Source organism: Caballeronia zhejiangensis (assembly GCF_022879815.1).
In the GTDB taxonomy this organism is placed as follows: domain Bacteria; phylum Pseudomonadota; class Gammaproteobacteria; order Burkholderiales; family Burkholderiaceae; genus Caballeronia; species Caballeronia zhejiangensis.
Window position 1 is genome coordinate 440,044 of record NZ_CP084287.1, and the last position, 24,410, is coordinate 464,453.

At 59.8% G+C, this 24,410-nt stretch carries 19 protein-coding genes and 3 pseudogenes; 7 read left to right on the forward strand and 15 right to left on the reverse strand.

Annotation, left to right across the window (positions count from 1 at the left end; genetic code table 11):
• Positions 1 to 22 precede the first annotated feature (22 nt).
• From LDZ23_RS31755 to LDZ23_RS31775, 5 genes and pseudogenes are all read left to right on the forward strand, one after another.
• Positions 23 to 1,255 (forward strand): site-specific integrase, encoded by a 1,233-nt coding sequence (locus LDZ23_RS31755; RefSeq protein ID WP_244808344.1) that lies wholly within the window; start codon positions 23 to 25, stop codon positions 1,253 to 1,255.
• On the forward strand, positions 1,252 to 2,199 hold the full coding sequence (locus LDZ23_RS31760) for a tyrosine-type recombinase/integrase (RefSeq protein WP_244808343.1): 948 nt from the start codon (positions 1,252 to 1,254) through the stop codon (positions 2,197 to 2,199). Before LDZ23_RS31755 ends, LDZ23_RS31760 begins: the two co-directional genes overlap by 4 nt.
• Positions 2,196 to 3,191: a tyrosine-type recombinase/integrase gene (locus tag LDZ23_RS31765; RefSeq protein ID WP_244808342.1), complete on the forward strand. Its 996-nt coding sequence runs from the start codon at positions 2,196 to 2,198 to the stop codon at positions 3,189 to 3,191. Before LDZ23_RS31760 ends, LDZ23_RS31765 begins: the two co-directional genes overlap by 4 nt.
• An 87-nt stretch (positions 3,192 to 3,278) precedes the next feature.
• Positions 3,279 to 3,521: pseudogene (locus LDZ23_RS31770) on the forward strand (transposase domain-containing protein); the annotation flags it as partial.
• A gap of 141 nt (positions 3,522 to 3,662) precedes the next feature.
• A pseudogene (locus LDZ23_RS31775) lies at positions 3,663 to 3,906 on the forward strand (transposase); the annotation flags it as partial.
• A gap of 649 nt (positions 3,907 to 4,555) precedes the next feature.
• On the opposite strand, the gene LDZ23_RS31780 reads toward LDZ23_RS31775, so the two are convergent.
• The 7 genes and pseudogenes from LDZ23_RS31780 to LDZ23_RS31810 form a co-directional block, all read right to left on the reverse strand.
• The gene (locus LDZ23_RS31780) at positions 4,556 to 5,932 is read right to left on the reverse strand and encodes a paraquat-inducible protein A (protein ID WP_244808386.1); all 1,377 of its coding nucleotides are present in this window, start codon (positions 5,930 to 5,932) and stop codon (positions 4,556 to 4,558) included.
• Between the two features lie 301 nt (positions 5,933 to 6,233).
• The gene (locus LDZ23_RS31785) at positions 6,234 to 7,478 is read right to left on the reverse strand and encodes a hypothetical protein (RefSeq protein WP_244808387.1); all 1,245 of its coding nucleotides are present in this window, start codon (positions 7,476 to 7,478) and stop codon (positions 6,234 to 6,236) included.
• A gap of 472 nt (positions 7,479 to 7,950) precedes the next feature.
• Positions 7,951 to 8,943 (reverse strand): IS5 family transposase, encoded by a 993-nt coding sequence (locus LDZ23_RS31790; RefSeq protein WP_244808388.1) that lies wholly within the window; start codon positions 8,941 to 8,943, stop codon positions 7,951 to 7,953.
• 369 nt (positions 8,944 to 9,312) lie between these two features.
• A pseudogene (locus tag LDZ23_RS31795) lies at positions 9,313 to 9,903 on the reverse strand (transposase); the annotation flags it as partial.
• Positions 9,904 to 10,205: 302 nt separating this feature from the next.
• Positions 10,206 to 11,222, reverse strand: a complete 1,017-nt coding sequence (locus tag LDZ23_RS31800; RefSeq protein ID WP_244808389.1) for a hypothetical protein — start codon at positions 11,220 to 11,222, stop codon at positions 10,206 to 10,208.
• A 199-nt stretch (positions 11,223 to 11,421) separates the two neighbouring features.
• Entirely contained in the window at positions 11,422 to 12,840 is a 1,419-nt protein-coding gene (locus tag LDZ23_RS31805; RefSeq protein WP_244808390.1) for a DUF2252 domain-containing protein, read from the reverse strand.
• Positions 12,841 to 13,221: 381 nt separating this feature from the next.
• Positions 13,222 to 13,881: a SulP family inorganic anion transporter gene (locus tag LDZ23_RS31810; protein ID WP_244808391.1), complete on the reverse strand. Its 660-nt coding sequence runs from the start codon at positions 13,879 to 13,881 to the stop codon at positions 13,222 to 13,224.
• Positions 13,882 to 14,523: 642 nt separating this feature from the next.
• Here LDZ23_RS31810 and LDZ23_RS31815 point away from each other — a divergent pair.
• On the forward strand, positions 14,524 to 14,796 hold the full coding sequence (locus tag LDZ23_RS31815; RefSeq protein WP_244808392.1) for an RNA chaperone Hfq: 273 nt from the start codon (positions 14,524 to 14,526) through the stop codon (positions 14,794 to 14,796).
• 902 nt (positions 14,797 to 15,698) lie between these two features.
• Positions 15,699 to 17,990, forward strand: coding sequence for a heavy metal translocating P-type ATPase (locus LDZ23_RS31820; RefSeq protein WP_244808393.1), 2,292 nt, complete (start codon positions 15,699 to 15,701; stop codon positions 17,988 to 17,990).
• Between the two features lie 293 nt (positions 17,991 to 18,283).
• Here the strand turns inward: LDZ23_RS31820 and LDZ23_RS31825 are convergent, their stop codons facing one another.
• From LDZ23_RS31825 to LDZ23_RS31860, 8 genes are all read right to left on the reverse strand, one after another.
• Complete coding sequence (locus LDZ23_RS31825; protein WP_244808394.1) at positions 18,284 to 19,633, reverse strand: ATP-binding protein; 1,350 nt, start codon at positions 19,631 to 19,633, stop codon at positions 18,284 to 18,286.
• Complete coding sequence (locus LDZ23_RS31830; protein ID WP_244808395.1) at positions 19,630 to 20,304, reverse strand: winged helix-turn-helix domain-containing protein; 675 nt, start codon at positions 20,302 to 20,304, stop codon at positions 19,630 to 19,632. Before LDZ23_RS31830 ends, LDZ23_RS31825 begins: the two co-directional genes overlap by 4 nt.
• Positions 20,305 to 20,334: 30 nt before the next feature.
• Entirely contained in the window at positions 20,335 to 21,054 is a 720-nt protein-coding gene (locus LDZ23_RS31835; protein WP_244808396.1) for a cytochrome b/b6 domain-containing protein, read from the reverse strand.
• Positions 21,026 to 21,514, reverse strand: a complete 489-nt coding sequence (locus LDZ23_RS31840; RefSeq protein ID WP_244808397.1) for a diheme cytochrome c — start codon at positions 21,512 to 21,514, stop codon at positions 21,026 to 21,028. Before LDZ23_RS31840 ends, LDZ23_RS31835 begins: the two co-directional genes overlap by 29 nt.
• Before the next feature lie 47 nt (positions 21,515 to 21,561).
• Positions 21,562 to 21,981, reverse strand: a complete 420-nt coding sequence (locus LDZ23_RS31845; protein WP_244808398.1) for a DUF1924 domain-containing protein — start codon at positions 21,979 to 21,981, stop codon at positions 21,562 to 21,564.
• Positions 21,982 to 22,677: 696 nt separating this feature from the next.
• Positions 22,678 to 23,619: a CopD family protein gene (locus LDZ23_RS31850; RefSeq protein WP_244808399.1), complete on the reverse strand. Its 942-nt coding sequence runs from the start codon at positions 23,617 to 23,619 to the stop codon at positions 22,678 to 22,680.
• Positions 23,619 to 23,993, reverse strand: coding sequence for a copper homeostasis periplasmic binding protein CopC (copC, locus tag LDZ23_RS31855; RefSeq protein ID WP_244808400.1), 375 nt, complete (start codon positions 23,991 to 23,993; stop codon positions 23,619 to 23,621). Before copC ends, LDZ23_RS31850 begins: the two co-directional genes overlap by 1 nt.
• Positions 23,994 to 24,057: 64 nt before the next feature.
• The gene (locus tag LDZ23_RS31860) at positions 24,058 to 24,405 is read right to left on the reverse strand and encodes a copper-binding protein (RefSeq protein ID WP_244808401.1); all 348 of its coding nucleotides are present in this window, start codon (positions 24,403 to 24,405) and stop codon (positions 24,058 to 24,060) included.
• Between the last annotated feature and the right edge of the window lie 5 nt (positions 24,406 to 24,410).

The following is a 24,410-nucleotide window of genomic DNA, read 5'->3' on the forward strand; positions in this document are numbered from 1 at the left end:
AGCGCTGGCCAGGAGAGATCAGATGAACGCAACACGCACAGTCAGCGAATCCGGCGGACTGCCGGCCCATCACATCGATGCATTTCTTGATCGTCTACGGACGGCACACTATTCCGAGGTATCGCTTCGCAAGAAAAGAAGAGTCCTGTGTGCGTTCTCTCGGTGGATGAAGCACAGGAACATCGGCCTGATTGACCTCGATGAGTCTGTCACGGCTCGCTATATGAAGCGCATGATCGACGCATCACGAGACCGCGTCCAGCGTGCGCGTCCCACATTACGGCAGTTTCTCGCCTATCTGCGCGCGGAAGCCATTGTGTGTTCGCCGACATTAGACGGCCAGTCCGCGATCGCGCACACTTATCGCCGATACTTGGACTATCTGAGGCAGGATCGTGGACTCGCGAAGAACTCTCTGCTCGTCTACGGCCCGTTCATTCGCGACTTTCTCCACAGTCACTCGGCCGGCGACGGAAGTTTGTTGCCAGATGCATTTGACGCGGTAACGATCCGGAATCATCTTCTTGCCCGCAGCAAAGGCCGATCGGCGGAGTACACTCGGCTGATGGCAGTTGCGCTTCGCTCGTTCTGCCATTTCCTCTTTCTGCGTGGTGATACGGCCCGAGACCTGGCTGGGTCAGTGCCCTCGGTTCGTAAGTGGCGACAGTCGACTGTGCCGACGTTCCTCACGCCTGAGCAGCAAGAAGCTCTCATTGCATCTGCAGACCGGTCGACTCCGACTGGGCTCCGTGACTATGCAATCCTGCTGTTGTTGGCGAGGCTCGGCTTACGTGCCGGAGAAATCATCGAAATCGAGCTCGACGACATTCACTGGCGTTCGGGGGAACTCCTCGTTCATGGCAAGGGGCAGATGGTCGAGCACGTGCCGCTCTCATCGGAGGTTGGAGAGGCAATCGCAACATATCTCCGCGATGGTCGCGGAGCGAGTGCATCGCGTCGCGTCTTCCTGCGCAGATTGGCGCCTCGAGTTGGTTTGGCGGGCCCGGCGGCGATTGGCAAGATTGTTTGTCAGGCCTTCGCACGTGTTGGTTTCCGCCCCGCGTGCAGGGGCGCTGCACATCTGTTCCGTCACGCTCTGGCGACGACGATGATTCGCCACGGGGCCTCGATGGCAGAAATCGCCGAGGTCTTGCGGCACCGCTCACCCGACAGTACCGCGATCTACGCAAAGGTCGCGTTTGAAGACCTGCGCGGTGTCGCGCGTTCGTGGCCCACGGCGGGAGGTGCAATATGACTGCGATCCATGAGTCTCTCGCCCAGTACGTGGCAGTCCGCCGTGCTCTAGGGGCGTCATTCTATGAGCCTGCGTTGGCACTCGGTCATTTCGTTGACCTGCTGGAACGCGAAGGCGCCGAGTTCATTACAACCAATCTGGCCCTGCGCTGGGCGACGACGCCTGAACTCGTCGAACGCGCTACGTGGGGACGGCGCCTCTCTCAAGTAAGAGGATTTGCCAGATGGATGAACGTGATTGACAGTCGAAACCAGATTCCTCCAGCAGGACTCCTGAGTGCCCGCAGACGGCGCAACGCCCCGCATATTTACACTGAGCAGGAAATTGATCGGCTTATGACCCGCGCCGCTCAACTGCGATCCCGAACTGGCATGCGAGCACTTACCTATTCGACGCTCATAGGGCTTCTTGTAGCAACGGGCCTCAGGCCAGGCGAGGCGCTCCGGCTCGATCGGTCCGACGTTGACCTCGTCAGCGGGATACTCTCCATCCGGGAATCGAAGTTCGGCAAATCCCGCTTTGTTCCCGTAGCAGAGTCTTCCCGGGTGGCGCTCGAACAATATGCCCGGAAACGCGATCAACTCTGTCCTGTACGATCGAGCGATGCGTTCCTGGTTAGTGAGCACGGCAAGCGACTGAAGGCAGGCACGGCACGAAGCATGTTCGTCAGAATGTCGCGCGCTGTTGGTCTGCGATCGTCGACAGAGGACGGGCGCGATGGTTACGGCCCGCGCCTCCAGGACTTCCGGCATAGCTTCGCGACTGGAAGGCTGGTCGAATGGTATCGCGCCGGTCTGGACGTAAGTCGGGAATTGCCGAAACTTGCCGCCTACCTCGGGCATGTCAACATCGGCCTTACGTACTGGTATATCGAATCGGTTCCTGAGTTGCTTGAACTCGCGGCAGCCTATCTCGACAAGGACTGTCCGGGAGAACGGACGTGAGCGCCGCCAGTCTCCCAGCCCTCGTTCAGCGCTTCTTCACCCAGCGCCTGCTCGAGCAGCAAGGTCTGAGTTCGCATACGGTGGCAAGTTACCGTGACACGTTCCGGCTGTTGCTGGCGTTCGCCACGAAGCATATAGGGCGCGCGCCGTCAAAGCTGCGAATCGAGGACTTCGACGTGTCGCTGATCGAGGAATTCCTGCAGCACCTCGAACATGGCAGAGGCAATTCGGTGCGCACACGCAACACGCGGCTTGCCGCCGTGCATGCCTTCTTCCGGTTCGTCGCGGTCAGCGAGCCTGCGTTGTTTCTGCAGTGTCAACGCATTCTTGCAATCCCATCCAAACGCTGCGAGCACGGCCCGGTTGAGTTTCTGACCGAGAGCGAGGCCGCAGCTCTGGTAGGGGCGCCTGACGTACGAAACTGGATCGGCAACCGCGACCGAACGCTGCTTCTTGTAGCGGTTCAAACGGGTCTGCGCAATAGCGAATTGACCGCACTCCGGCGTCAGGATGTGGCGCTCGGGACAGGCGCCCACGTTCGTTGCCTCGGCAAAGGCAGAAAGATGAGATGTACTCCGCTGCGACCCGATGTAGTTGCCGTCCTGAAACAGTGGCTGCTGTATCAACCAGGCGAACCAGGCGATCCGGTCTTCCCCAGTTCGCGCGGCGGTCATCTCAGTGCTGATGCTCTTCAGCAACTCGTGTCGCGCAACGCCGAAATCGCGCGCCTCTCGTGCCCCTCGCTGAAGAAGAAATCAATAACGCCTCATACGCTTCGGCACACGGCCGCGATGAGCCTGATGCATCACGGCGTCGACCTGACCGTGATCGCACTCTGGCTCGGGCACGAGTCCTCCGAGACTACTCAGATCTATTTGCACGCCGACATGCAACTCAAGGAACGGGCGCTCGCGCACGCGACGGCGAGTGGCGTTGCACCGACACGCTACAAACCTCCAGATCCGTTGCTCGCCTTCCTGGAGGCCCTCTGATAATGCCGACAACCGGAGTGACCGGGAACAGAGATCCGCCAACCGTTGTGTCCGTGCATGCATGACGCGGCATAATCGAGGAGTCGGCATAACCCGTGTGAGAACGCGATCAGACCGTTTACGGTCGGACGCCGGAACTGGCTCTTTAGTGACAGCGTCGCCGGCGCAAACGCCGCCGCCAACCTGTATTCGCTCGTGCAAACCTGCAAAGCCAACAGCATTGAGCCGTACCAATACCTCATCGCGTTGTTCAAAGGTCTGCCTCACGCGCACACCGCCGACGACTACGAGGCTTTGCTGCCCTGGCGACTGAATCCAACCATAGCCTGACGTATGTCGCATGGCGGTGCGCAAGGGACGCCGTCTAATGCGCGCTTACGAACTTCTGGACGCCGCCATCCTGCGCGAGCATATGTTTCCTGAGGATATGACACTTGCCAGAATTCCGGATACGCAAGGTTTGGGCGGTGCAGCGTCATGCGTTCCAAAGTCGAACCGATGAAGGACGTCGCACGATCGCTTCGCCGACACTGCGACGGCATCGTTGCGTGGATGCAGAGCCTAAAGACCGACGGCTTCGTCGCAGCCATCAACGGCTTGTTTCAGGCGGCCAAGCGCAAGGTGCGTGATCGCACGGACTTCTCAACCATGCGAACGGAGCTGTTTCTCATCGCTGCAGACTTGACTCTCCGCATTGAACTCGCATGCCGGCTGAGAGCCATTACCCACTTCGTTTTCAGGAGAGCCTGTTTTCTTCTGATGCACCGTTGGTGCACCGCTGGCGTAGCAATTCGGTTTACCGGCGAGCTTGGAGTAGGCGAAGAGACTTCCCGCGACAAAGTCCACCTCGATCGTCAACTGTCGTTTGGCGTATCAAGGTCGACACTTTGCACCTACCAAGGTCCCTTGATTCCGAGGGCGGGCTTCAAATGAGTTGGATTCGTCATTCTCCGCTTGGTCTTTTATTTGTGGTTGCCGCATTCTGCCGCAACCTGCCATGTCCTCCAGCTTTTCGATGCAAAGCGCCTCGAGGGTTCACTGCGCCGGACTCCCGCCCTTGACCCGCACGACCCGCGGCGTCGCGCTCGAACTCGGCCGTCGCAGCAACGCGCGTGTCGTTGTCGGACAGCGCCACCGACCTCACGAGGCCGATTTCCACGCACCTTAAACATGACCCTCGTCTTGCCCGCTTCGAACCGTTCGCCGGTCTTGAAGCTGTCGGTGACGGTAGGCTCTTGCGCGAGCACGGCCTGCACTGCGTGCCAGAGACCGACGCTACAGCCGTGGCGGGCACAAGCCAGACCAATGGGGTGCGCCTGCGCGAATTCGACAGGGTTTTGGCGCTGAACATGTCGTCGGTCTGCTCATCGCGAAGGCTCATCGGGCGACTGCGGATCCCAGATGAGGCGTGGATCGAACGACATTGCGGCGAACATCGTCAACACGACAACGGCGCCAAAAGCAATTGCGGCAGGGCCGGCTTCGATTGTCGCTAGCGCGCTAAACTGCACGAGTGCGACCAGCACGGCGATGACGTAGATATCGAGCATCGACCAGCGGCCGACGAATTCGACGACGCGGTAGATGCGCGCGCGCTGCAGACTCCGCTGCGTCATGCGAAAACTCGCGGTCGTCGCCAGGTATCCGATTGCAAGAATTTTCAGTATTGGCACGGCGATGCTGGCGATGAACACAATGATGGCGAGCGGCCAGGACCCAGACGTCCACAGGTAAACGACCCCGCTCATGATCGTGTCCTTCTGTGAGCCGAAGAGCGAAGTTGTGTTCATCACGGGGAGCAAGTTCGCAGGGACGTAGAGAATCGCTGCGGCGATCAGATACGCCCACGTACGAGATAAGCTCGCGGGTTTGCGCACATGTAGGCGGGCGTGGCACCGGGGGCAGTATGCGCCGTCAGCGCCGTGCTCTCCGAAGCGGTGCGCGCGCGCGCACATGCCGCAATCGTGACAAACCCAGAGGCCGCTCGCTGCACCTGTACGTCTTTGCAGCGTTTCCTGCATTGATATCGCGGGAGGCGCGCCTTCGATGCGATTCCACATCTCGCGTTCGTCATACGATAACACCGTCCCGACCAGCAGCAGCATTAGCCCCGCGAGCGACCACAGGGCCGGCCCGGTCACAACGGAGGCAATGTGCGCGAGCTTGACGACAGCGACAAGCAGGCCCAGCGTCAGCACTTCGGTCATACCCCAGTCGCGCGCGATGCGCAACAAGCGGAACACAGCATCGGCGCGATAGGGCGTACGGTTCAGAAAGAGCGGAAGAAGCAGCCAAACCATTCCGACCGCTTGCAGCGCAGGCATCAGAATCGTCGTGACAAAAACGATTGCCGCGAGCGGCCACATACCATCCCGATACAGCACGCCCACCGCACCGATCAATGTAGTTTGGACGAGATGGCCCTTGACCGAAAGACCGACAATCGGAAACGCGTTCGAGATGACCCAGAGAACACCCGCCGCAAGGGCGAAGGCGAGGGCGCGATCGAAGTCGTGTCGGCGACACCGGTAGAGCACCGCGCGACAACGGCAGCAGCGCAGCGCACCGCCCGGCGGAACGTCGCACCCGTGCTGTAGCAGGTCGCACTCGTGGCACGCGATCAGTTCGCGCCTGTCGCACGGGGCGCCCACCTCCGATATCGCCGTTCTTGCATTTCCCGCGAGGCTGGCTCGGCGGGTTTCGCCGGGCCCGCGGGCGTCTGCTTCATGTGCATTGAGCATTCTGTGCTCCGTGAATAAGATGAGTGTGAGAACGCCCCGAAACAAGTCGTTTCCGGTCCGGTGGTCGCTCCTTCTTCGATGCCGAAGCCCCTTATCCGTCTTCCCGAGGTGGGGCGGGTGATGGGCCTGCTGATTGGTACTCAATGTCGGTCGAGCGTCGTCAGACCGAGTGATATAGCCAGAAACAGCGCTGTCAGAAGGTGACGAAGGGTATGGGTCCACCGATCGCGCGCCCCGTCGCGTATGTCGCATTCAGCTGGCTCCGGGGTAGGGCGGGAGCCTTCGCGAGGAACGCCAACGCCTAAAATACCAATCCGAACAGTCGCTTTAGCAGTTCTTCTAGGGACATCATCGTCAATCCGAGCGGAACGATCGGGATGAGTACCGCAGCCGCGAGGCGTATGATGGCATCCTTGGTGATGGGAGCAATACGCATGGTCCTGACCACGTCGAAACTATTGGCGAGATCCGCAAGCGACTGGATGTCGGCGCTGCCAACCAATGCCTCACTGGTAGGCATGCCACTCCTCAACCATTTGGTGTCAAATTCGCGTACGTATCGTTCTGCCAACGAGCCGTACTCGCTCAGACCCGTCCGCTTCGCCTGTGCTAGCTGAGGTGCGAAGACCAGCAGAGGAACAAAGACCAGGCAGAGCAAAAAGAGAACCATTGCTGCGGTCTCAGCCTTGAATTCTGTGAGTGCGGCCCCGGCGAAAAAGATTCGATTGGCGAACTGTGCGGCGAGCATTGCGCCATGCGCGACCAAAAGAGTCATGAACGCGTAAACTGTATTGGAAAGAAATCCGAGGCCGCCCACGCGATCAGGATGTGTGGGTACGAGGCTCAGTTCGATGCGCGACACATGCCACAAGAAGCGCGTCCAAATGAAAAGCCGGAAGTACCAGCGGATCAGGAGGAATTGGAATATTGGCACGCTCACATAGCCATACCAGAATCCGGCGAGCGAAAGCGACAGCCCACCGGCGCCGGGTACGGCGTACCACGAAGTCGTCGCTTGCATTGCGGTGTATTGGCGCCAGACAACGAAGATACCCACGGCGTAAACGAAAGCGACCATCAGTAGTTCGGCGACGACGGAATTGCGGAGTCGGAATGCCGCCCTGACGGCCGCGTCGAATTGCGCGGCGGACGCCTCCGATACGATCTTACGCTCGAGGAATGCACGCGCGATTGGGCGCAGGCGCCGGTGCACGACCAGTTCGGCAAGGATCAGCAGAGGCACCGCCACAAGAAAACGGATGTGAACTTCAAGGTCCAGCAAAAACGGTACCGCCACGGAATGGCCAAGCAGACGCCCATCGAGAGCCGAGAGTGCCAGCAGCGGCAACCAGGCTACAAGCGAGATGACGAGAATTCGCTGCCGGACCAACTCTAGAGCATCGTCGGCCATGTGCGCCCTGCGCAGCAACTGAAAGAGCGGGCCGCCCAGAACCAGTGAGAAGTTCTGCGTATCGCGTAGTATCTCGTCCGCGGTCGGGGCGGAATGATCTGTTGTTTGTGGTCCCAAGTCAAAATAGCGATTCATGACCTCAGCGCCTCTCTCACCTGATTCAGCCTGCAAAATGCCGCAGTGGTAACCAGTCGATGGGTGGATCGCCCTGTCCCACCGGTCTTTAAGGATCGTGGAACCCGCAAGGACGAGCGGAAGCGTCAGCGGTCGCTGCCACTCCTGGGCTAAGTCTCATCGTAGGGCCGGGAGATTTTGGGAAAATTAATCTAGGTCATGTTCTTGCGGAAAGGCACGGGTAGGTTATGACCAACGCCCCCAACAAAACTGCGTTGCTGCGGCCCCGCGATTCTCCGGCGCTCGCAGCGTGCATGTTGCGTTGCCGGCGTAAGGCATGCACAAAGCAGTGTGCCGCCCTAGGGAAACGCTGATTAATGAGTTGTCGGGTCGGCTTGCAGAGCAAAAAGCGTCGGATTTTCTAGATGACGAATCGAGTCGGCGCGCATTTCGGCGAATTCGGCTCGTAAGCGAGCCTCTCTGCTCTCATTTTTCATACGCATGACGGATTGCTCCCATGAACCGATCGCAACAGATTTCGCGCAATCACCAGATTCGCCAGAGCGAACAAGCTGAACAGTTGCGCAGTGTTCTTGGCCAAGCCCTTGTATCGGGTCTTGCGATGGTGAAACAGATTCTTGACGATATGAAACGGATGCTCGACGCGCGCACGGATCTGCGCCTTGGTCCGCTCAAGCGCAGTCACGAGGTCCTTCAGCGGTCCTTCCTGCATCGCCTTGATCTTTCCGCGCTTGGCAGCGACGTGCCACTTTACTGCCTTGCCTTTCATTTCATCGCGCTTGTCTACACCAATGTAGCCCGCGTCGGCGAACGCTTCCTCTTCATGGCCATGCAGCAGCAAATGGGCTTGCGACACATCCGACACGTTGGCCGCCGTGCCAGCCACGCTGTGGACCAAGCCCGAATCGGCGTCCACGCCAACGTGGGCTTTCATCCCAAAGTGCCATTCGTTTCCCTTCTTCGTTTGGTGCATCTCCGGGTCACGGCTTTTCCCGGCGTTCTTGGTCGATGATGGCGCTTCGATGATCGTCGCGTCAACCAGCGTGCCTTCTTTCATCATCAGCCCACGCTCGCACAGCGAGATACCAATCTCGTCGAACAGCTTCCTTGTAAGCTCGTGCTCGATCAGCAGACGCCGGAATTTCAGCAGCGTGGTCGCATCGGGCACGTTCTCGACCGCCAGATCGATGCCGGCGAAGCCGCGCAGCGCAATGCTGTCATACAGCGCGTCTTCCAGCCCTTCGTCCGACAGCCCGTACCACTGCTGCAGAAAGTAGATTCGCAGCATTCGCTCCAGTCCTATCGGCGGACGGCCTCGCGTGCCCTTCGGGTAATGCGGTTCGATTGCACACAGCAAACGCTGCCACGGCACAATCTTCTCCATCTCCGCCAAGAAGCGTTGGCGCCTCGTCACGCGCTTCTTGCCTGCAGTTTCCGCTTCCGCGAAGCCCATCTGCCTCTTCATCCTCGTGGGTCCGTTTCGTGAGTTGCCTTCTATAACGTCCGCAGCTACGTGAGCGATGACCGCCGAGCCTCATTAATCAGTGTTTCCCTAGGGACTGTTTGACGCGAGCCTGACTTACATTAACTGTCATGATCGTCACCGCACCAATTTAAACGTCTTGTTCATTCGCGTGCTCCAGTCAAGACCGCAAGACACGTCCTTCTGAACCGCGGTCTACACAGACCACAATACTTTTCGGCCCCGCAACATGCGAGTCCTCGATACGATGTGGGGCGGTGGGCCCCACCCACTGTATGCGACCACCGTCCCACCCGCCAGCTTTGAAGCAAAACAGCTTGCCGAAGTCGCAGCAAGGCAAAGCTAAAGCAACACGCCGATGATCACCAGCAGGCATTGCCCGTCTGAATCTTCGCTTCGCAGCCCAGTGTGAATGCCGTCGACCCACCAGTACACATAGCGCGACTTCGACAGGTCACGCCGGCTCCAGTTCGCATGCTCGTCGGCCCACTGCGTCTTCAGGCGACTCACCACATTTGCCGACAAACCCTTCGCATCCTCGCCCAGCAGCACGCTCAACGCCTCGCTCATGTCGCCCGTTGAAATGCCTTTCAGGTAGAGCCACGGCAACGCGGCACTCACACGCGGCGACTTGCGCACATACGGTGGCACGATCGATGAATTGAACTTCACACCTGACCCTGAACGATCGCGAACCTTGGGAACCTTCACCGCAATCGGGCCGGCCGCCGTCTATACCTCGCGCTCCGGCAAATAGCCATTGCGCACCACCGCCCGTCGCCCGTGCAACGTCTTGACGTTTTCGAACCGCTCCAGCAGCGCCTGCAGCTCCGCTTCGATCGCCTGTTGAATCACCTGACGGGCTCCGTGACGGACCAATTCATCCAGGCCCAGACCGCTTTCTGATAGACCGATGTCCGCTTTTTCCGTAAACTTGCTCATGGTGGATGGTTTGTTGTTTGCTGGTTTCCGACTTCGACAATCAGATTCTCAGCTAAAGCCTCCACCGCCTTCAATCGCCCGCCTCAACTCCCCGTACAGCAGATCCGAGCATATCTCGTCGAGTCCGAGCGGCACTTCTTCATTGCGCGTGGTCAGGATTAGCGGCGTCACCGCGCCGTCTTCCACGACCTAATCGACTTGAGGCGACAGTCGGCTTGAGGCATCGTTTCTAATGCCCTGGGAACGACAGAATGGGCTAAACGACCGTTGCCATTCCCGTAGCGCTACATAGCGGAATTGCGCTATTGCGCCGGGATAGTGATCAAGGGGAGGGGCTCCTTGCTGCCCGTATTTGCAAGCGTGAAGAACAGCATGACGGCGTTGAGAGCCCGTTTGGTCCGCAGATCACCCTGGTCGATCCAGAACCAGTAACCGCGATAGCGCACCGATACATAGGCGTCGGCCGGCTTTTTCTGTCCACTGTAGATGTGAAGCATCGGGTCTGGGATCTCACCATTAGGCTGCGCGATGGCGGGTAGGGCGCTATGGTCCCTCAAGTGCTCGTCAGGGACATCCATGTAGCTAGAAAACGCGGCCATTATCTGCAGCATCGAGCGACTGTTGACGGTCAGTTCATCATTGGCGCCGCGCACCGGGGAATAGATAAGGGTGAACTTCTGAGCAGTCGCTGGCATCTTGAGCAATCGCCGAATTTCAGCAAGCTTGTCTACGATATCGGCAGGTATTCCATCGCGCCTCAAGAGAATCACTGCGGTGGGACCTTTGGCCTTGTCCTCCTCCACACGCATGGTGAATGCACCAGCAGCCTGAACCTCGCGCATTAACGTAATGGCCTGAACGAACGCTGGGTCAGCCTCGCGCATCAACCCGGCTGCAGTCGATCGGTTACGCACGCCGTTAAGCGACTCGACAGCCATGCCCAGCAGAAGGTCCGCAGCATAGCCGCTCTGAAGCATGAAGAAGATGTTCTTCGGATCAATTGGCTCCATCAATCCATGCACGAAACTTTGTCCTGTAGTCGGTGTATAGGTGATGGTGGGGCGGTCAGTGTACACACCTTGGACTACGGTCCCGAGAAAATTGCCCTGTACGGCCCGGTCGGTCGAGACAGTGCCGTTCAATGTCACGCCTGTTTGTAGTGAGTAGCCGCTGACAACGGACGCCACGTCTACGAATACGGGGAGGTCCACGTAGCGCAATTTGACAATGTTGAGCAGCGTCTGCTGTTTCCAAGAGTCGGCAATCGCCGCACTGTAGTCGAACCTATCCCCCACGATGGTTGTCGGCCCAAGGGACATGCAGCCGCCGAGTGTCGCACATATCGCTAGACAAGCCCCCACTCGGTCCACGAATAAACGCGTACTCGGCATCCAGGGACGGGCACTGCACTTTCCGGTTTCCATCGCCGCTCTTCCTTACACGGATTGGCCACGGCTTCCCTCGTCGCCAGAGCGGCGCCGCAGACGAGAACCGATCGGCTGCCGATTTCGCGCCTCCTCATTCCGTTTTGGCAGCAATTCGGCCTTCGCGGATCGCGCGGATGAGCTCGCGATAGTCTCGCCGGTTCTGGGAACTATATTCAGTCGCGAACTCGGTGATGGCATCGTCGAAAGTCTGGCCGGATCCCATATACGCGGCCATCATTGCCGCATCGCCGGAGCGGGCGTGTGCCCGGGCGAGGGCGTGCGCACACATGCGCCCATACTGGCGCAGCAGCCCCGTGTCCCAGTCCTCCATAACGGCAGACATCTTCATGTCCCGCAACTGGCGAACAAAGAAGTCGCGGCCGCTCTTTCCTCGCGTCCATCCAAGAAATACGTCGCTTGCGGCCTGCATCAGGCGCTGACCGGCGATCACCCGTTCGCCGTGATTCGGATGCAGGCTTCTACCTGCATAAGGCTCGAGCACCGAAGCTCGCGCTTCCTTTACCTGCAGGAAAAGTGGGTCATTGTCAGAAGCCATGAAAAGGCCAACGCCGCACAGTGTCCCGACGCTGCCCACGCCAACTACTTTCGATGCCAAATCGACCAGGTGGAATCTGTCAAACAGGACGCGGACGTGCTCCGCTAGGCTCTTGCGGTACGAGGCGATGGCTTCGGCGTAGCCCGATTCGAGGCCGGGCGCGGTTTCTTCATTCGGGTGGACGATAAGCGGTGGCTCGTCCTTAATCCTCGGTTGCGCCCCATCCTGCGAAACGAGCTTTGGATACATGTACTCGGGAACTTGCTTGCGCTGCTCCACCTCGATCCGCTCTGCGATCCGCTTGCGGATCGCAGCGACGACAAGCGGATCGCCCGAACGGTCTTCATACTTTTTCAGATCGATCCGGTCGTACCAGACATCGAGCGCCCGCATCCCGGCGTAATCGTGCATCCGTTCACGATATTCACGGACAAGGTCCGTGGCAACGCGCGCGGCGTCGCTCGCGGGCAGCGCAAGATGTTGTGCAGCAATCACCACACTGGCTGCGAGCCGCTTCAGATCCCACTCGAACGGCGCCGGGAGCGTTTCGTCCAGATCGTTGATGTCGAAAATCACGTTGCGCTCCGGCGTCGCGAATCCGCCAAAGTTCATCAGGTGAGCATCGCCACAAGCCTGCACGCGCAAGCCGCTCGTTGGCGTCGAGGCTAGGTCAGCCGCCATCACGGCAGCCGCGCCACGATAAAACGCAAACGGTGACTCCGCCATTCGACCAAAGCGAATCGGGACCAAACTCTCGATGCGGCCTTTATTAGATTCGCTTAGGAGCTCGATGGGGTTATTGCGATTCTTCGGCGGTTCCCAGCCAGCTTGCGACAAACGTGGCACTGTGTTCCGGATTGCTCGCCCTACCGCCGCCCGCTCATCAGGCGTGCGATAGGACGCAGCGCTGCTCTCTTTGAGATGAGTGACCTTGTATGAATCGACCTTGTCCATAAGTTAACCTACCTGGGTTGCACTGTCGTCTGTACGTTGCGCCTCGCCGGAGTGGCGGGGCCTAGATCACCGCTGCCTTCTGTGCCTACGCCTCGTAATTCACCGTACGAGCTCCGTGACGCGTTCTGCTTTTCCTGCAGCGGATGCCGCGCATCAAGCGCCTGCTCGAGTGTGAGAAACATGCGCCCGTGTTGAGCGCTTTTGCCAAGCGCGGCGCTCTCCACCGCCGCGAAATCGTCTGGGTTCAGACCGACGAGCCATGTGGCGATTGCGCGTCCGCTGAACTTTCTTTCCGTCTCGGTCCACATCTTCAGCGCCTTGGCTCGAGATTAAATACTGCTCGCATGTACCGAGCGACCACCTGAGGCCGCGCCTTCTCCATCAACGGTGCGATCTTGTGACCAATGTTGGATGCATTGACGAAAAGGATCCGCCCTCCGGGCCCATCAGCACCGGCTCGGAAATGACGCTTGCGATGAAGCCAGACCTCAGCAGTGCCGCAACGATTAAGGCGCTGACAAGTCCCGTGAGCGTGGCAGTTGCGACGGCCAGTTGCCTTGGATCGCCGCTTGGGGCAACCGGTCCGAGTGCCGCCGCCGCTAGAATCGCAGGAGTCGCATCGGTGCTGACGCTGAGTGACCTCGACGTGCCGAAGAACGCGTAGATCACCAAGGGCAAGAAGGCCGTGTACGGCCCGAACTGCACGCGAAGCTCTGTAACAGTCGCGTAAGCCGTTGCCTTCGGTAACACGACAGCCGCGGCCGTGAGACCAGCATTGACATTCGGTCTGACCCACGACTTCTGATAGCCACGAACCCATTCGAGAAATGAAAGGTGAAAGGCGGGAGTGTTACGCGGCAATGGCTGGGCGCGCATGATCGAGCTCGCTCTGGAAGGCAAATCCCTCCCAACAGATGTGAGGTGGTCCGTCAAACGTTCAGGAGACGCGGTACCGTTGTTGCGTTCAAGTGGAGTGCTGTTATTCAAACACCCAACGCCTGTCATAAGTTGACGTAAGTCAACGTTCTCGTCGACCAACATGCCGCGAGATCCACCGAATATTCGATCGAGCGGCCCGATGTGCCGGGGCATTCGCGGGCAGCCCTAAACTTGCCGCACACGTAGTCTTGAACGACGGCGCCCGTCGATCCGTCGGTTCGTCGGTCGGCAGATCCCTTTGTAGGTTGCCGAGCGAACCGAAGGGATCCGCAGGGGCAGTCTGGACGAGCCCTGCGGCTACGACGCCCAACTAACAACGGCCAGGATCACTTCGTGCGCTGCGCGGTGCGGCAGCAGCCCTTTACCTGATCGACGCCTTCGCCCGCCTGGTGCTTACAGCGGTGCAACAGCCAACAGGTGCGCGCCGCGTTGGGGAGTGCAGCACTCACGAGCTTGTGCAACTTGCCAATCATCGGCGCATGCGCTTGGAGATGCGTTCGGCACACGGGCCATCGCGCGACAGAAGCCGACCGACGTGGTTCGAGCCATACTGGGTCACGCGTCGTTGCGGATGACTTCCATCGACGTCCGCGCCGAGCGGCAACGGATGCTTGCCGCGGCCGCACTCTATTACGCTGATGGCGACGTGTAAAGCGCGGTCTCTCGAGCGAGGTGAAAAGAGCAACCTGGCTGATCTTCTAAACTAAAACGAAAGACGGGTAGAGCATCATGATGGCGGTCGAAATGACAGACATCCAGGTAGATCTCTTAAGCGGCTTGGTGCACAAGCAAGAAGTGGTTTGGGTCTTCTTGATGAACGGGATCAAGCTGACTGGCCAGTTGCTGGCCTTCGACAAGTACAGTCTTGCGCTGCAGTCGCCCAACGGCATGCAGACGGTGATGAAAATCGCCGTGTCGGCCGTGTGCGAATCGTATTCTGTCCAAAGTGGGCGATCGCCCGAACGCGGATCGAGACTGCATTCCCGACGTGGCTTCGGCGGCAAGAAGATAAACTAACCGCTGGCGGTTCACGTTGCCATTTTCCTTGCCCCGCGACGACAAATCGAATCCAAGCATGCAGACGAACGGGGGGCGTAAATATGGCTGACGTCGTCGTGCGTCCCTATCCCGGCGTTGGACGGTCAAATTGCGCTTTCGCAAAGGGAGCATTCGGTGTTGCTGTCGCTGACCATAGTCAGGCGGTCGGGCTTGCAATGGCGGTGCGGCCCGACGCTCGGCGGGGACCGGTCTCGGGGATTAGCCGCTAATGATCGATTCGGGTTTGCCTTTGAGGTACGCTTTCGCGGTTGCCACAAAAGTTCAACCGTAAAGCCGCCGCGGCAGCCCAATCTTCTTGGTCTTGTCCAACACGTCGTGCCGGCGTACCGCATCCTGCTTTTTTTGGTCAAGCGCAGGTGACAAAGGACCTTTTTTAAGCGTTACCCCCTCGATCTGATAGCAGCATCTCTTGCATTAAGCGCTATACCCGTTGGACGCGCAACGTTTCTAGCTTGAACATTAGCTCGCGCATTAGGTCCATATCGCTATTGATCGACGACTCTCAAACGCGTGCAAACCCGGGTGACCGACCGGTCCCAGTTCTTTCGCGTGCAGCCACAAACGGCTGAGGAGGCGAGCGCATCCCTGCGACGCAAGCACAACCAACAGTGTTGCCAGGTTTGACATGGCACCCCCCGCCCGATTGACGTTTTTTCTAGCTTGCCCGGGCGGCGGGGAGCCAGGATTGACACGGATCAATCGGGGCGCGGCATGTGTCCGATCCCGTCGGAGAGCAATAGTTGACACTGATCAAGCAAATGTAAGGGATGGGTCCATACACTGTGACTCTGCTCGCGACTCATACTGAGCCGGAGAGACACGTCCCTCGTCGGATCTCGACTCATTTCCATCGACCCGTCATGTCACGCCTGTTTCGCACAGCCGATTTCGCACTCTTGCTTATCTCGGCGGGAAGCCTGATTGCAGGCCTCGCGTTCGTCATCTTCGGCAATGGAGCAGTTGCGCACGCTTTCTGGACGGCTGGAACCTTGCCCATCCTACTTGCCTTAGTGGGATCCGTCGTCAAGGCGCTTCGGCGGCGAGAAGCGGGCGTCGATGTGCTTGCCCTGCTGGCCATTGGGTTCGCTCTGGGACTGAGCGAGTTTCTGACGGCCGCAGTGATTGGCTTAATGGTCGCGAGCGGACGGGCGCTCGAACAATATGCAGAGCAGCGGGCGCGTCGGGAAATGACCGCGCTGCTGAGTCGCGCCCCGCGTCACGCCAATCGATTCGAAGCCGGAGAGTGGCGCCACGTCGAACTGGACACCGTAAGTCCCGGCGATCGTCTGCTCGTTCGTAGCGGCGAGTTTGTTCCTGTAGATGGCTCCCTTTCAAGCCACGCGCAACTCGACGAATCCACTCTCACCGGAGAATCCGTCGTTCGGCAGCGATCCCCCGGCGAATCGGTGAGTAGCGGCGTCGTCAACGTGGGAGCGGCGTTCGAGATGATCGCTGCTGCGAGCGCCAGAGAAAGCACGTTTGCAGGGATCGTCCGCATGGTGGAGTCCGCTCAACATGAACGGAGTCCAGCAACGCGGCTTGCCGACCGTTATGCGCTGCTGTTCGTGCTGGCCGCATTGGTGCTTGCGGGAGGAAGCTGGTTCACGACCGGCGACGCGGTTCGGGCTCTTGCAGTACTTGTCGTCGCCACGCCTTGCCCGCTGATTCTTGCGGTCCCCGTGGCCGTCGTCTCCGGCATGTCGCGTTGCGCCAGACGTGGGGTGCTGATCAAAGGCGGTGGGGCACTGGAGAGGCTGGCGCGCGCTAGCGTACTGTTCTTCGACAAGACAGGAACGCTGACAGGCGGATACGCACGCCTCGTCTCGATAGAAACCGCCCCGGGCGCTTCACCGGAGACTGTGTTGCGGTTCGCTGCGTCTCTCAGTCAGGCCTCTGCCCACGTCATCTCGGAATCGGTAGCCACGGCCGCGCGCGAGCGTAATCTTGTTCTTGCGGCACCCCGCCAGGTCGTTGAGCAGCCCGGCGCCGGCGTGCAGGGCGAAGTGGAAGGACATACAGTCGCCATCGGTTCGTTTGCTTTTGTGTCGTCGCTGGCAACGCCAGCCCCGTGGAGCGCAGCGTTCCTTCAGCGCGTGGCGTACGAGGGCGCTTCCGCAGTATTTGTCGGCGTGGACGGCGCCATGATGGGCGCCCTCCAGATGGCCGATCAGATCCGCCTGGAGACCCCCCGCGCACTGCGGCTGTTGCGACGGGAAGGCATCGGACGCTTCGTCATGCTCACGGGGGACCGTCGCGACGTTGCCGAGACCGTGGGCGCCATGCTCGGCGTGACCGAAGTGATGCCAGAGCAGACACCGTCAGACAAGCTCGAGGCGATTCGGGCAGCGCGTCGGGGAGGGACGGTCATCATGATCGGCGATGGCATCAACGACGCCCCCGCGCTCGCGGCCGCCGATGTCGGCGTTGCGATGGGTGCACGGGGAGCCGCGGCATCGTCAGAAGCAGCCGACGTCGTCTTGCTGGTCGATCGGCTGGACAGGCTTGTCGAGGGGGTGCGAGTGGCGCGCCAGACGAGGCGAATCGCTTTGCAGAGCGTGATGGCGGGGATGGCGCTTTCGTTTGCAGCAATGGCTGTCGCCGCCTTCGGATTTTTGCCGCCTCTGCTGGGCGCGATACTCCAGGAGATCATCGATATCGCCGTCATTGCAAACGCGCTGCGAGTCTTGCGAATACGATCGACGGAAACTGTCGGCTCCCTTTCCCATAGTGATGCGGATCACCTCAAAACCGAGCACCTCGAGCTCGGTCCGGTGATGGACCGAATTAGGGAACTCGCGGACAAGCTGCCGCGTATGCCAGTTACATCGGTTGCGGGGGCGCTCGCGATTTTGAACGAGATGCTCGAAGGTCAGCTTGTGCCGCATGAGCGGCGCGACGACCTGGAGGTGTATCCGGGCGTGGCACGTCTTGTCGGCGGAGAGGACCCGTTGGCGGCAATGAGCGCCACGCACCGCGAGATTTTTCGAATTACCCGGTTGCTCCGGCAAATGACGGAGAACGTGCCACCCCAGGGACCCGATGCCGCTGGAATGAGCGAGTTCCAGCGTCTACTGTATGGACTCGATGCAATCGTGCGCCTGCATTGCGCGCAAGAAGATGAATTGTTTCACTCGTTAGAGGAAGGACTTTGAAGAAAAATCGCCCAACCAATCGTATCAAGCCGCGTTCGCCTGAAGTAGCACGGAAGCGGGGCGTAGTACGCACGACCGGCTACGGCAACGCTGCCGGGTATGCTCCGCGCTATCTCACGCTTTCGAAGCGTGCCTGTGACGAACAGTTGAGCGTTGAGGAGCCGCGCTGCGTCATCGAGACGTAGCGGCTCGGTTGCTTGATGAAGGCGAACTCCTGCGTCGGTCCGGGTTAGGATCGACGGTGATCGCTCGAAGTAGGTGTAATCGGCGTGCAGGCGCTATGGCGTTTCGGATCAGATGCCGACCGCGTCCCACTTGACCTCGACTTCGAGCCCCCCGAGATCGCGGGATCGACGCACGTTGACCGCCGCTGCGTGAAGGTCCACGATTCGCTGCACGATCGACCAGCCCAGGCCGCTGCCGCTTTCGGCCGTGCCCGACACGCGGAAGAAGCGGTCCCCCAGTCTCGACCGATCCGCATCTGCGAGCCCCGGGCCGCTGTCTTCGACTGACAGCACGGCTCGGTCTTGGTTCGTGTCAGTCTTGATTCGCACCGATGCGCCAGGCGGGCTGTAGCGGATGGCATTGTCCACGAGATTGCGCACCAGAGCGGCGAGCAACGTTTCGTCGCCTGAGACATGGCAATCCTTCGCACCGTCGAATTCTAATGACTGCCGCTTGCCGAGGGACCTCGGCGCTAGTTCCGCGACCACCCGTTGCGCGAGCGCGCTGAGATCGACGGTCGTCAGCTCGAGTGTCGCTCCAGACTCGAGTCGCGATAGAACCAACAACTGGTCCACGAGACGTGTCGCACGGTCACACCCTTCTAGAGTAGCGTGCAACGCGTGTTGGCGAAGCGTGTCATCCGTTTCGGCCAGCGCGACCTGGGCCTGCGTTCGAATCGCCGCGATCGGCGTGCGCAACTCGTGGGCTGCATCCGCGGTAAAACGGCGCTCAGCCTCCCATACAGTCTGAATGCGGACGAACAACTGATTGAGCGCATCGAGTACTGGGGAGATTTCGGCGGGCGTTTGCGGCATTACGACAGGCGCAAGATCATCGGGGCCACGCAGGGCGATCGTACGACCCAGTCGTTTGAGGGGTGCTACGCCTTGCCGCACCGCCCACCCAGTTGCAATTCCGAAAAGCGGCAGGGCAAGGGCCATCGGCCAGAGCGTGCCGCGCAATACGGCGAGCAGTATCGCGGTGCGGGAATCGACACGCTCACCGACGTACACGCGGGTGTCTTCTCGCAGCACGCGCATTGAAAACACGCGCCAAGCTTCCCCATTAATCTGCACAGTCGCGAAACCTTTATCAATGTGACGATCCCCAGGGATCATGGGCTCGGTCGGTGCGTTGGCAGACCGGACCACCGCTTGCCCGTCATGAAATATCTGAAAAACAACCTTAGGCGCATAGGGGTGGGGCACGCGCGATTCGATGGTGTCATCGTCGTCGATCGACTGAGTTTGCTGGATGACTAGTAGCGCTGCGGCCTGAGCGAGATGACTGTCGAGCAGTTCATCAAGTTCCTTACGTGCGTCGCGCCAGATGAACAGCGCGGTAATCAGCCAGACGCCGACCACGACGCCGATCACCAGGACCAGCAGACGGCCTTGTAGTGAACGCGGCAGAATCATCGCGTGGCGGAGTCCTCGAGCATCAAAACGTAGCCGACGCCACGAACTGTCTTGATCAGGTCGCTGCCGAGCTTGGTACGAAGGCGATGAATGTGCACTTCCACTGCGTTGCTTTCCACCTCCTGTCCCCAACCGTAAATGGCTTGCTCGAGTTGCTCACGGGACAGCACACGGCCCGCGTTCAGCATGAGGGTCTGCAACAGATCGAATTCGCGCGAGGAAAGCGTTACCGGCTCCTCATTCTTGTAGACGCATCGCGTCGCGGGTTCGAGGGCGACGTTTTGAACGCGCAGGGCTTCCTGCGACACTCCGTGCGCGCGACGTACCAGTGCCCGTAGCCGAGCCGCAAGTTCCTGCAAGTCAATGGGCTTGACGACGTAATCGTCGGCGCCGATGTCCAGTCCACGGACACGGTCAGGAACGGTGTCGCGTGCAGTCAGCACGAGTACCGGCAAGGTCACGCCAGCGCGACGCACCGACGATAGTACTTCAATCCCATCCTTGCGCGGCAGCCCGAGATCAAGGACGGCCGCCGCGTACACATCGTTACGCAACTCCGTCTCGGCAGCGGCGCCGTCACGTACCCAGTCGACCTGGAATCCTACCTGTCGCAGGCCGGCACGAACGCCATCGCCTAGCAAGGGATCGTCTTCGATAAGCAGTATCCGCATTTTACGAAATCGTTTTGTCAGTCACCGCTGTCATTCGGACAACCTTTGCTGCCCGGCAGCGACATCATGTCCGAACAAAGGCAACATGGGTGCACCGTGCCATTGCCACCACCAGAACGCGAGCACGGCTATCAGCATCAGCGCGGCAACACTTCGCCATGCATGTCGAACGCCTTCGTCGGGTTGCCCGGATTTGTGCCCGCTGACCATCGCGCCGATGAGGTTTTCCCGATGGAGCCAGCTACTCACGACGACACCCGCGATGTGTACCCCAACCAGCGCTAGCATCAGATTGGCCACGCCTTCGTGCACTTCACCCAGCCACGTTCCGCCCGCATCGTTATAGGTCGCCCAACCGGTGATGGTCAATACGCATGCCAAAGCTAGCATGGCGACGATGACGACGGCGCCTGCCGGGTTGTGGCCGACATGACGTTGTGGGCGGCCACGCAAGAGATCAAGGACATACTGCCACGCGCGGGCGGGTCCGCGAACGAAGCTCGAGAAACGGGCGTACTTCGTTCCGATCAGTCCCCACCCTAGCCGAAAGATCACGAGACCGCCCGCCGTATAACCTAGCGTGACGTGGACGAGCCGCCAATGCTCGCTTTCCGCCGTCAGCCATGCACCGGCAAAGCAGGCTGCGAACAGCCAGTGAAACAGGCGTACGGGCGCATCCCAGACCAGAATACGGCTGTCCTCTGCGTCCGCCGCGGCGTTGTTATCGCGGAATCTGGATGAAGTGTTCATTGAAATTTCCTTGGTCTGCATGGGTATGGCACGCGGCGCAGTTCGATGCGCTCCTGACTGCTGGACGTTTCCATACAGCCGCGGATACCTCTGCGTGTTCCTGTCGAAACCACGTCGACCGGGTAATGCGTTCTTCGGGCGGTGACGCGGGCGCGCCTGCGTCTCCCGATGAATTCGCAGCAAGCCACGTCGAGATTTGTTTGACGGAGTCAGCGTCAAGCGAGGCATCGGTGCCGAAATGGTGGGACATATTGCTCAGAATGCGTTGCCACGATCCTGCGGACAACATACCCGGCGGGTAGGCGATATGGCACGACGCGCATTCCTGCCGATACTTCGGCAGGGGGTTGACCTGGTTACGCGTCTCATCAACATCGGCCGTCACGCTGGAAGCCGCCAGTGACGCGAGCAGAGCGCCAACCCAAACTCCTACAGAACGGGGCACGAGATTGAATGGCATCGGAAACGGTCCTGTCAGGAAGAGGTTCGTTCGAGGAGAGAAGTCGCTTACGGCCTCAGCGTCAGCAGCCACGCCAGCAGATCTGCCTTTTCGGATGAGGTGCACTCCCGTCCGACCACGTCGTTGCAATTGCGACGAAACCATTTCTCGGTTTTCGCTGCGTCGGTGAATCGCTCCGGGTTGAACGCAGGAGCGAGGGGAGTGATTGCCTTGCCCGTGGCCGCATGCTTGCCCGTCCGTGTGGGAATTGCGCCGTGGCACGTGGCGCAAGTCCACTCATGACCATGCGAAGAATTAAAGAAGAGCTGCCCCCGCGAAGGGAGTGGCGCTGCACCGTCCGACTGCGCCTGGTAGGAACTAAGAAGTTCAGAAGGGGCAGCAGCGTTGGCTGTGGCCATTGCAGTAGCGGTCGAAATCAGCAAGAGAGCTGCGCGCAAACGCCGCAACGAAAGAAGCGATCTGCTCATGAGATCCTCGAGTGGATATTGACCATGTTGTGCGGCCTTCCTTACCGGAGTCTTAAGCGCCGTTTCCTCGATGATGCCCCTGCCGGTCCGTTGTCACGGCGGATGTTCTACGCCCTGTCCGGTAACCGGCTACTTCGGGCAGTAGAGGAGGAGTAGGCGTCGCGGTGCGAAGCTCGCGCCGCTGGACCGTAAAGTTGCCCGTCGATACGTCGTCGAATTTGACGTCGCTTGGAGGACGTACTGGCAGCTCATGGCAGCGGCAATCGGCGATTCACCGGGCGCGCTCGCTTCTCATCACCACGGATTTGCGCTGGGGCCACTGACATTGGGGTCGGCTCCAGAGCCCGAAAGCCGGGCTACTGTCACACGGAGAAGTCGCTTGGATGACCGCTCCACTTTGATACCTGCCTTTGGATCCGTGACAACGCGGCGTGGGCTATGGGTGGTGAAGACTCGTTCGACGGGCGAAATGCCGACGTTTTTACCGCGCCGCGTCGCGAATGACAGCAATGCGGCGAGCTGCAGCCGCGCCGCGGACGAACGGCGAGCGTCGGCTTTGGCCGAAGTCCGTGCGTGAGCCACCCGTCAGGGCTCGGCCAATTACAGCCATCCGCCGTCTTCAGCGTGCGGTCACTCGAGCGGCTCCCTCACGCACCTAAACGGACATTCTCTTCGCATGTCCGAGGAGGTATGCTCTTAGGACGTTCCCGGGAGAGGACTGGACCCAAGAACTGCAGCGGCGCCAACCACGCCAGCGAGCACGACGGATTCGACTCGCAGAACAGCCGCAAAACGTTTCAGCGGTCGACCAGTGGCATCTGCACCTGCTTCCTTAAACGACGCAAGCATTCGCGGCATCTCAACGAACCGGTTATGTGCGCCAAGCGCGGCGGCAATGAGCACGAGGGCGAGCTTGAGCAACAGTACTTGCCCGTACGTCGACGTCACTAAGCTCTCAGACGTGTTCACCCCGCGCCATCCGTTGTAAGCACCGGTGATGAACAGGACGACCAGCGCGAGCGTGGCCGCGTCAGACAGCGACCGGACGAACGCTGAACTGTTCGCACGCTCCGCAACTGGAGCACTGAACATGCGTGGCAGAACGACAAAGGTTGTCACGAGGACGAGCCCGACCCAGACGCTGATGGAAAGCAAATGGAACCAGTCGACCCACACGGGCACGCTGAGTGCGCCAGCATCGACGGGATGGCCCGCATGGCTACGCGACAAAGCAACACTTGCGAGCGCGAGCCAAAGGACCCGCTTAAAGCGTATCGGACGTCCCGACTGCGCAAGCGACAGAATGGTCACGACAAGCATGGAACCCGCGCCTGCGAGCCATGCGTGACCAAAGCCGGTCTCTACGAGCATTGAGCGGACAGCGGGACCCGCTTCCGCGAGTGTTGAGTCGCTCATCAGCGCGCAATGAATCCAGAATGCGCTAGCGCTGGAGAAAAGCACAGCAAACGACGCGATGCGCAAGGTGAGGAGCAGGTGCCAACTGAGCCGGGTCTGCCATCGCGATGTGCGGCGAGACAACCATGCATCACTCAGCAACGCGCCTACGACAATCGCGAAGCTGATGTTTTGAAGCGCCACAAACGCCAGCCGCAAAACGCCGAGGAAACCGTCGTTCATCACTTCACCGCAAACGTGTAAGTGCCCTTTGTCTTGTGGGCATCATGCGTCATAACGGCCCACTGCACGGTGTAAGAGCCAGGAGCCAGCTTCGGAACTGCAATCGTCATCACTCGCGGATTCGATGAGTCGACCTTTGCTTTCTCATTGGTCGCAGGGGACCCGGATGCATCGACGACTTTTATCGTGCTGAACGTGGACTCGAGGTCCTCGTTGAACGTCAGGCGAAGCGACTCTGGCGAGCCATCGATTGTGCTGCCGGCCGTCGGTGTCGCGCTTTCAAGCTTGCCGTGGGCAAATGCGAGTGCGGGCGATAGCACAAGAGCAGTGATTGTCGCTGCCCGAACAAAAAGCGTGTACGTGTGGGTATTCACGATTGTTATCTCCCGGGATTGATTCGCGCGTTCGACAGCTATATCGTCGGCGCCCCATTCAGGTTCACTGCTTCTGCAGCTTCGTCACAGTGAGAGCGCCGTTGACTTCTTCTGCGACGAAATCAATCTTGTCGCCGACCTTCACTTGCGACAACATGGCCGGGTCACTTACCTTGAACACCATCGTCATCGCTTCCATGTCGAGATTTTCGAGCGGCCCGTGTTTGATGGTCAGCTTGCCGGCGGCGGTGTCCACTTTCTTCACTTCGCCATGCGACATGCTGTTCTTTGCGTCCCCGCCGGCTTGCGCGCCGCTTGCCATATTTGTGCCGGCCGTGTCGCCGGCCGCGTGGGCGGTCCCGGAAATTGCCACGGCACATCCCATCACAATCGAAACAATCGCGTTCTTCATCACGT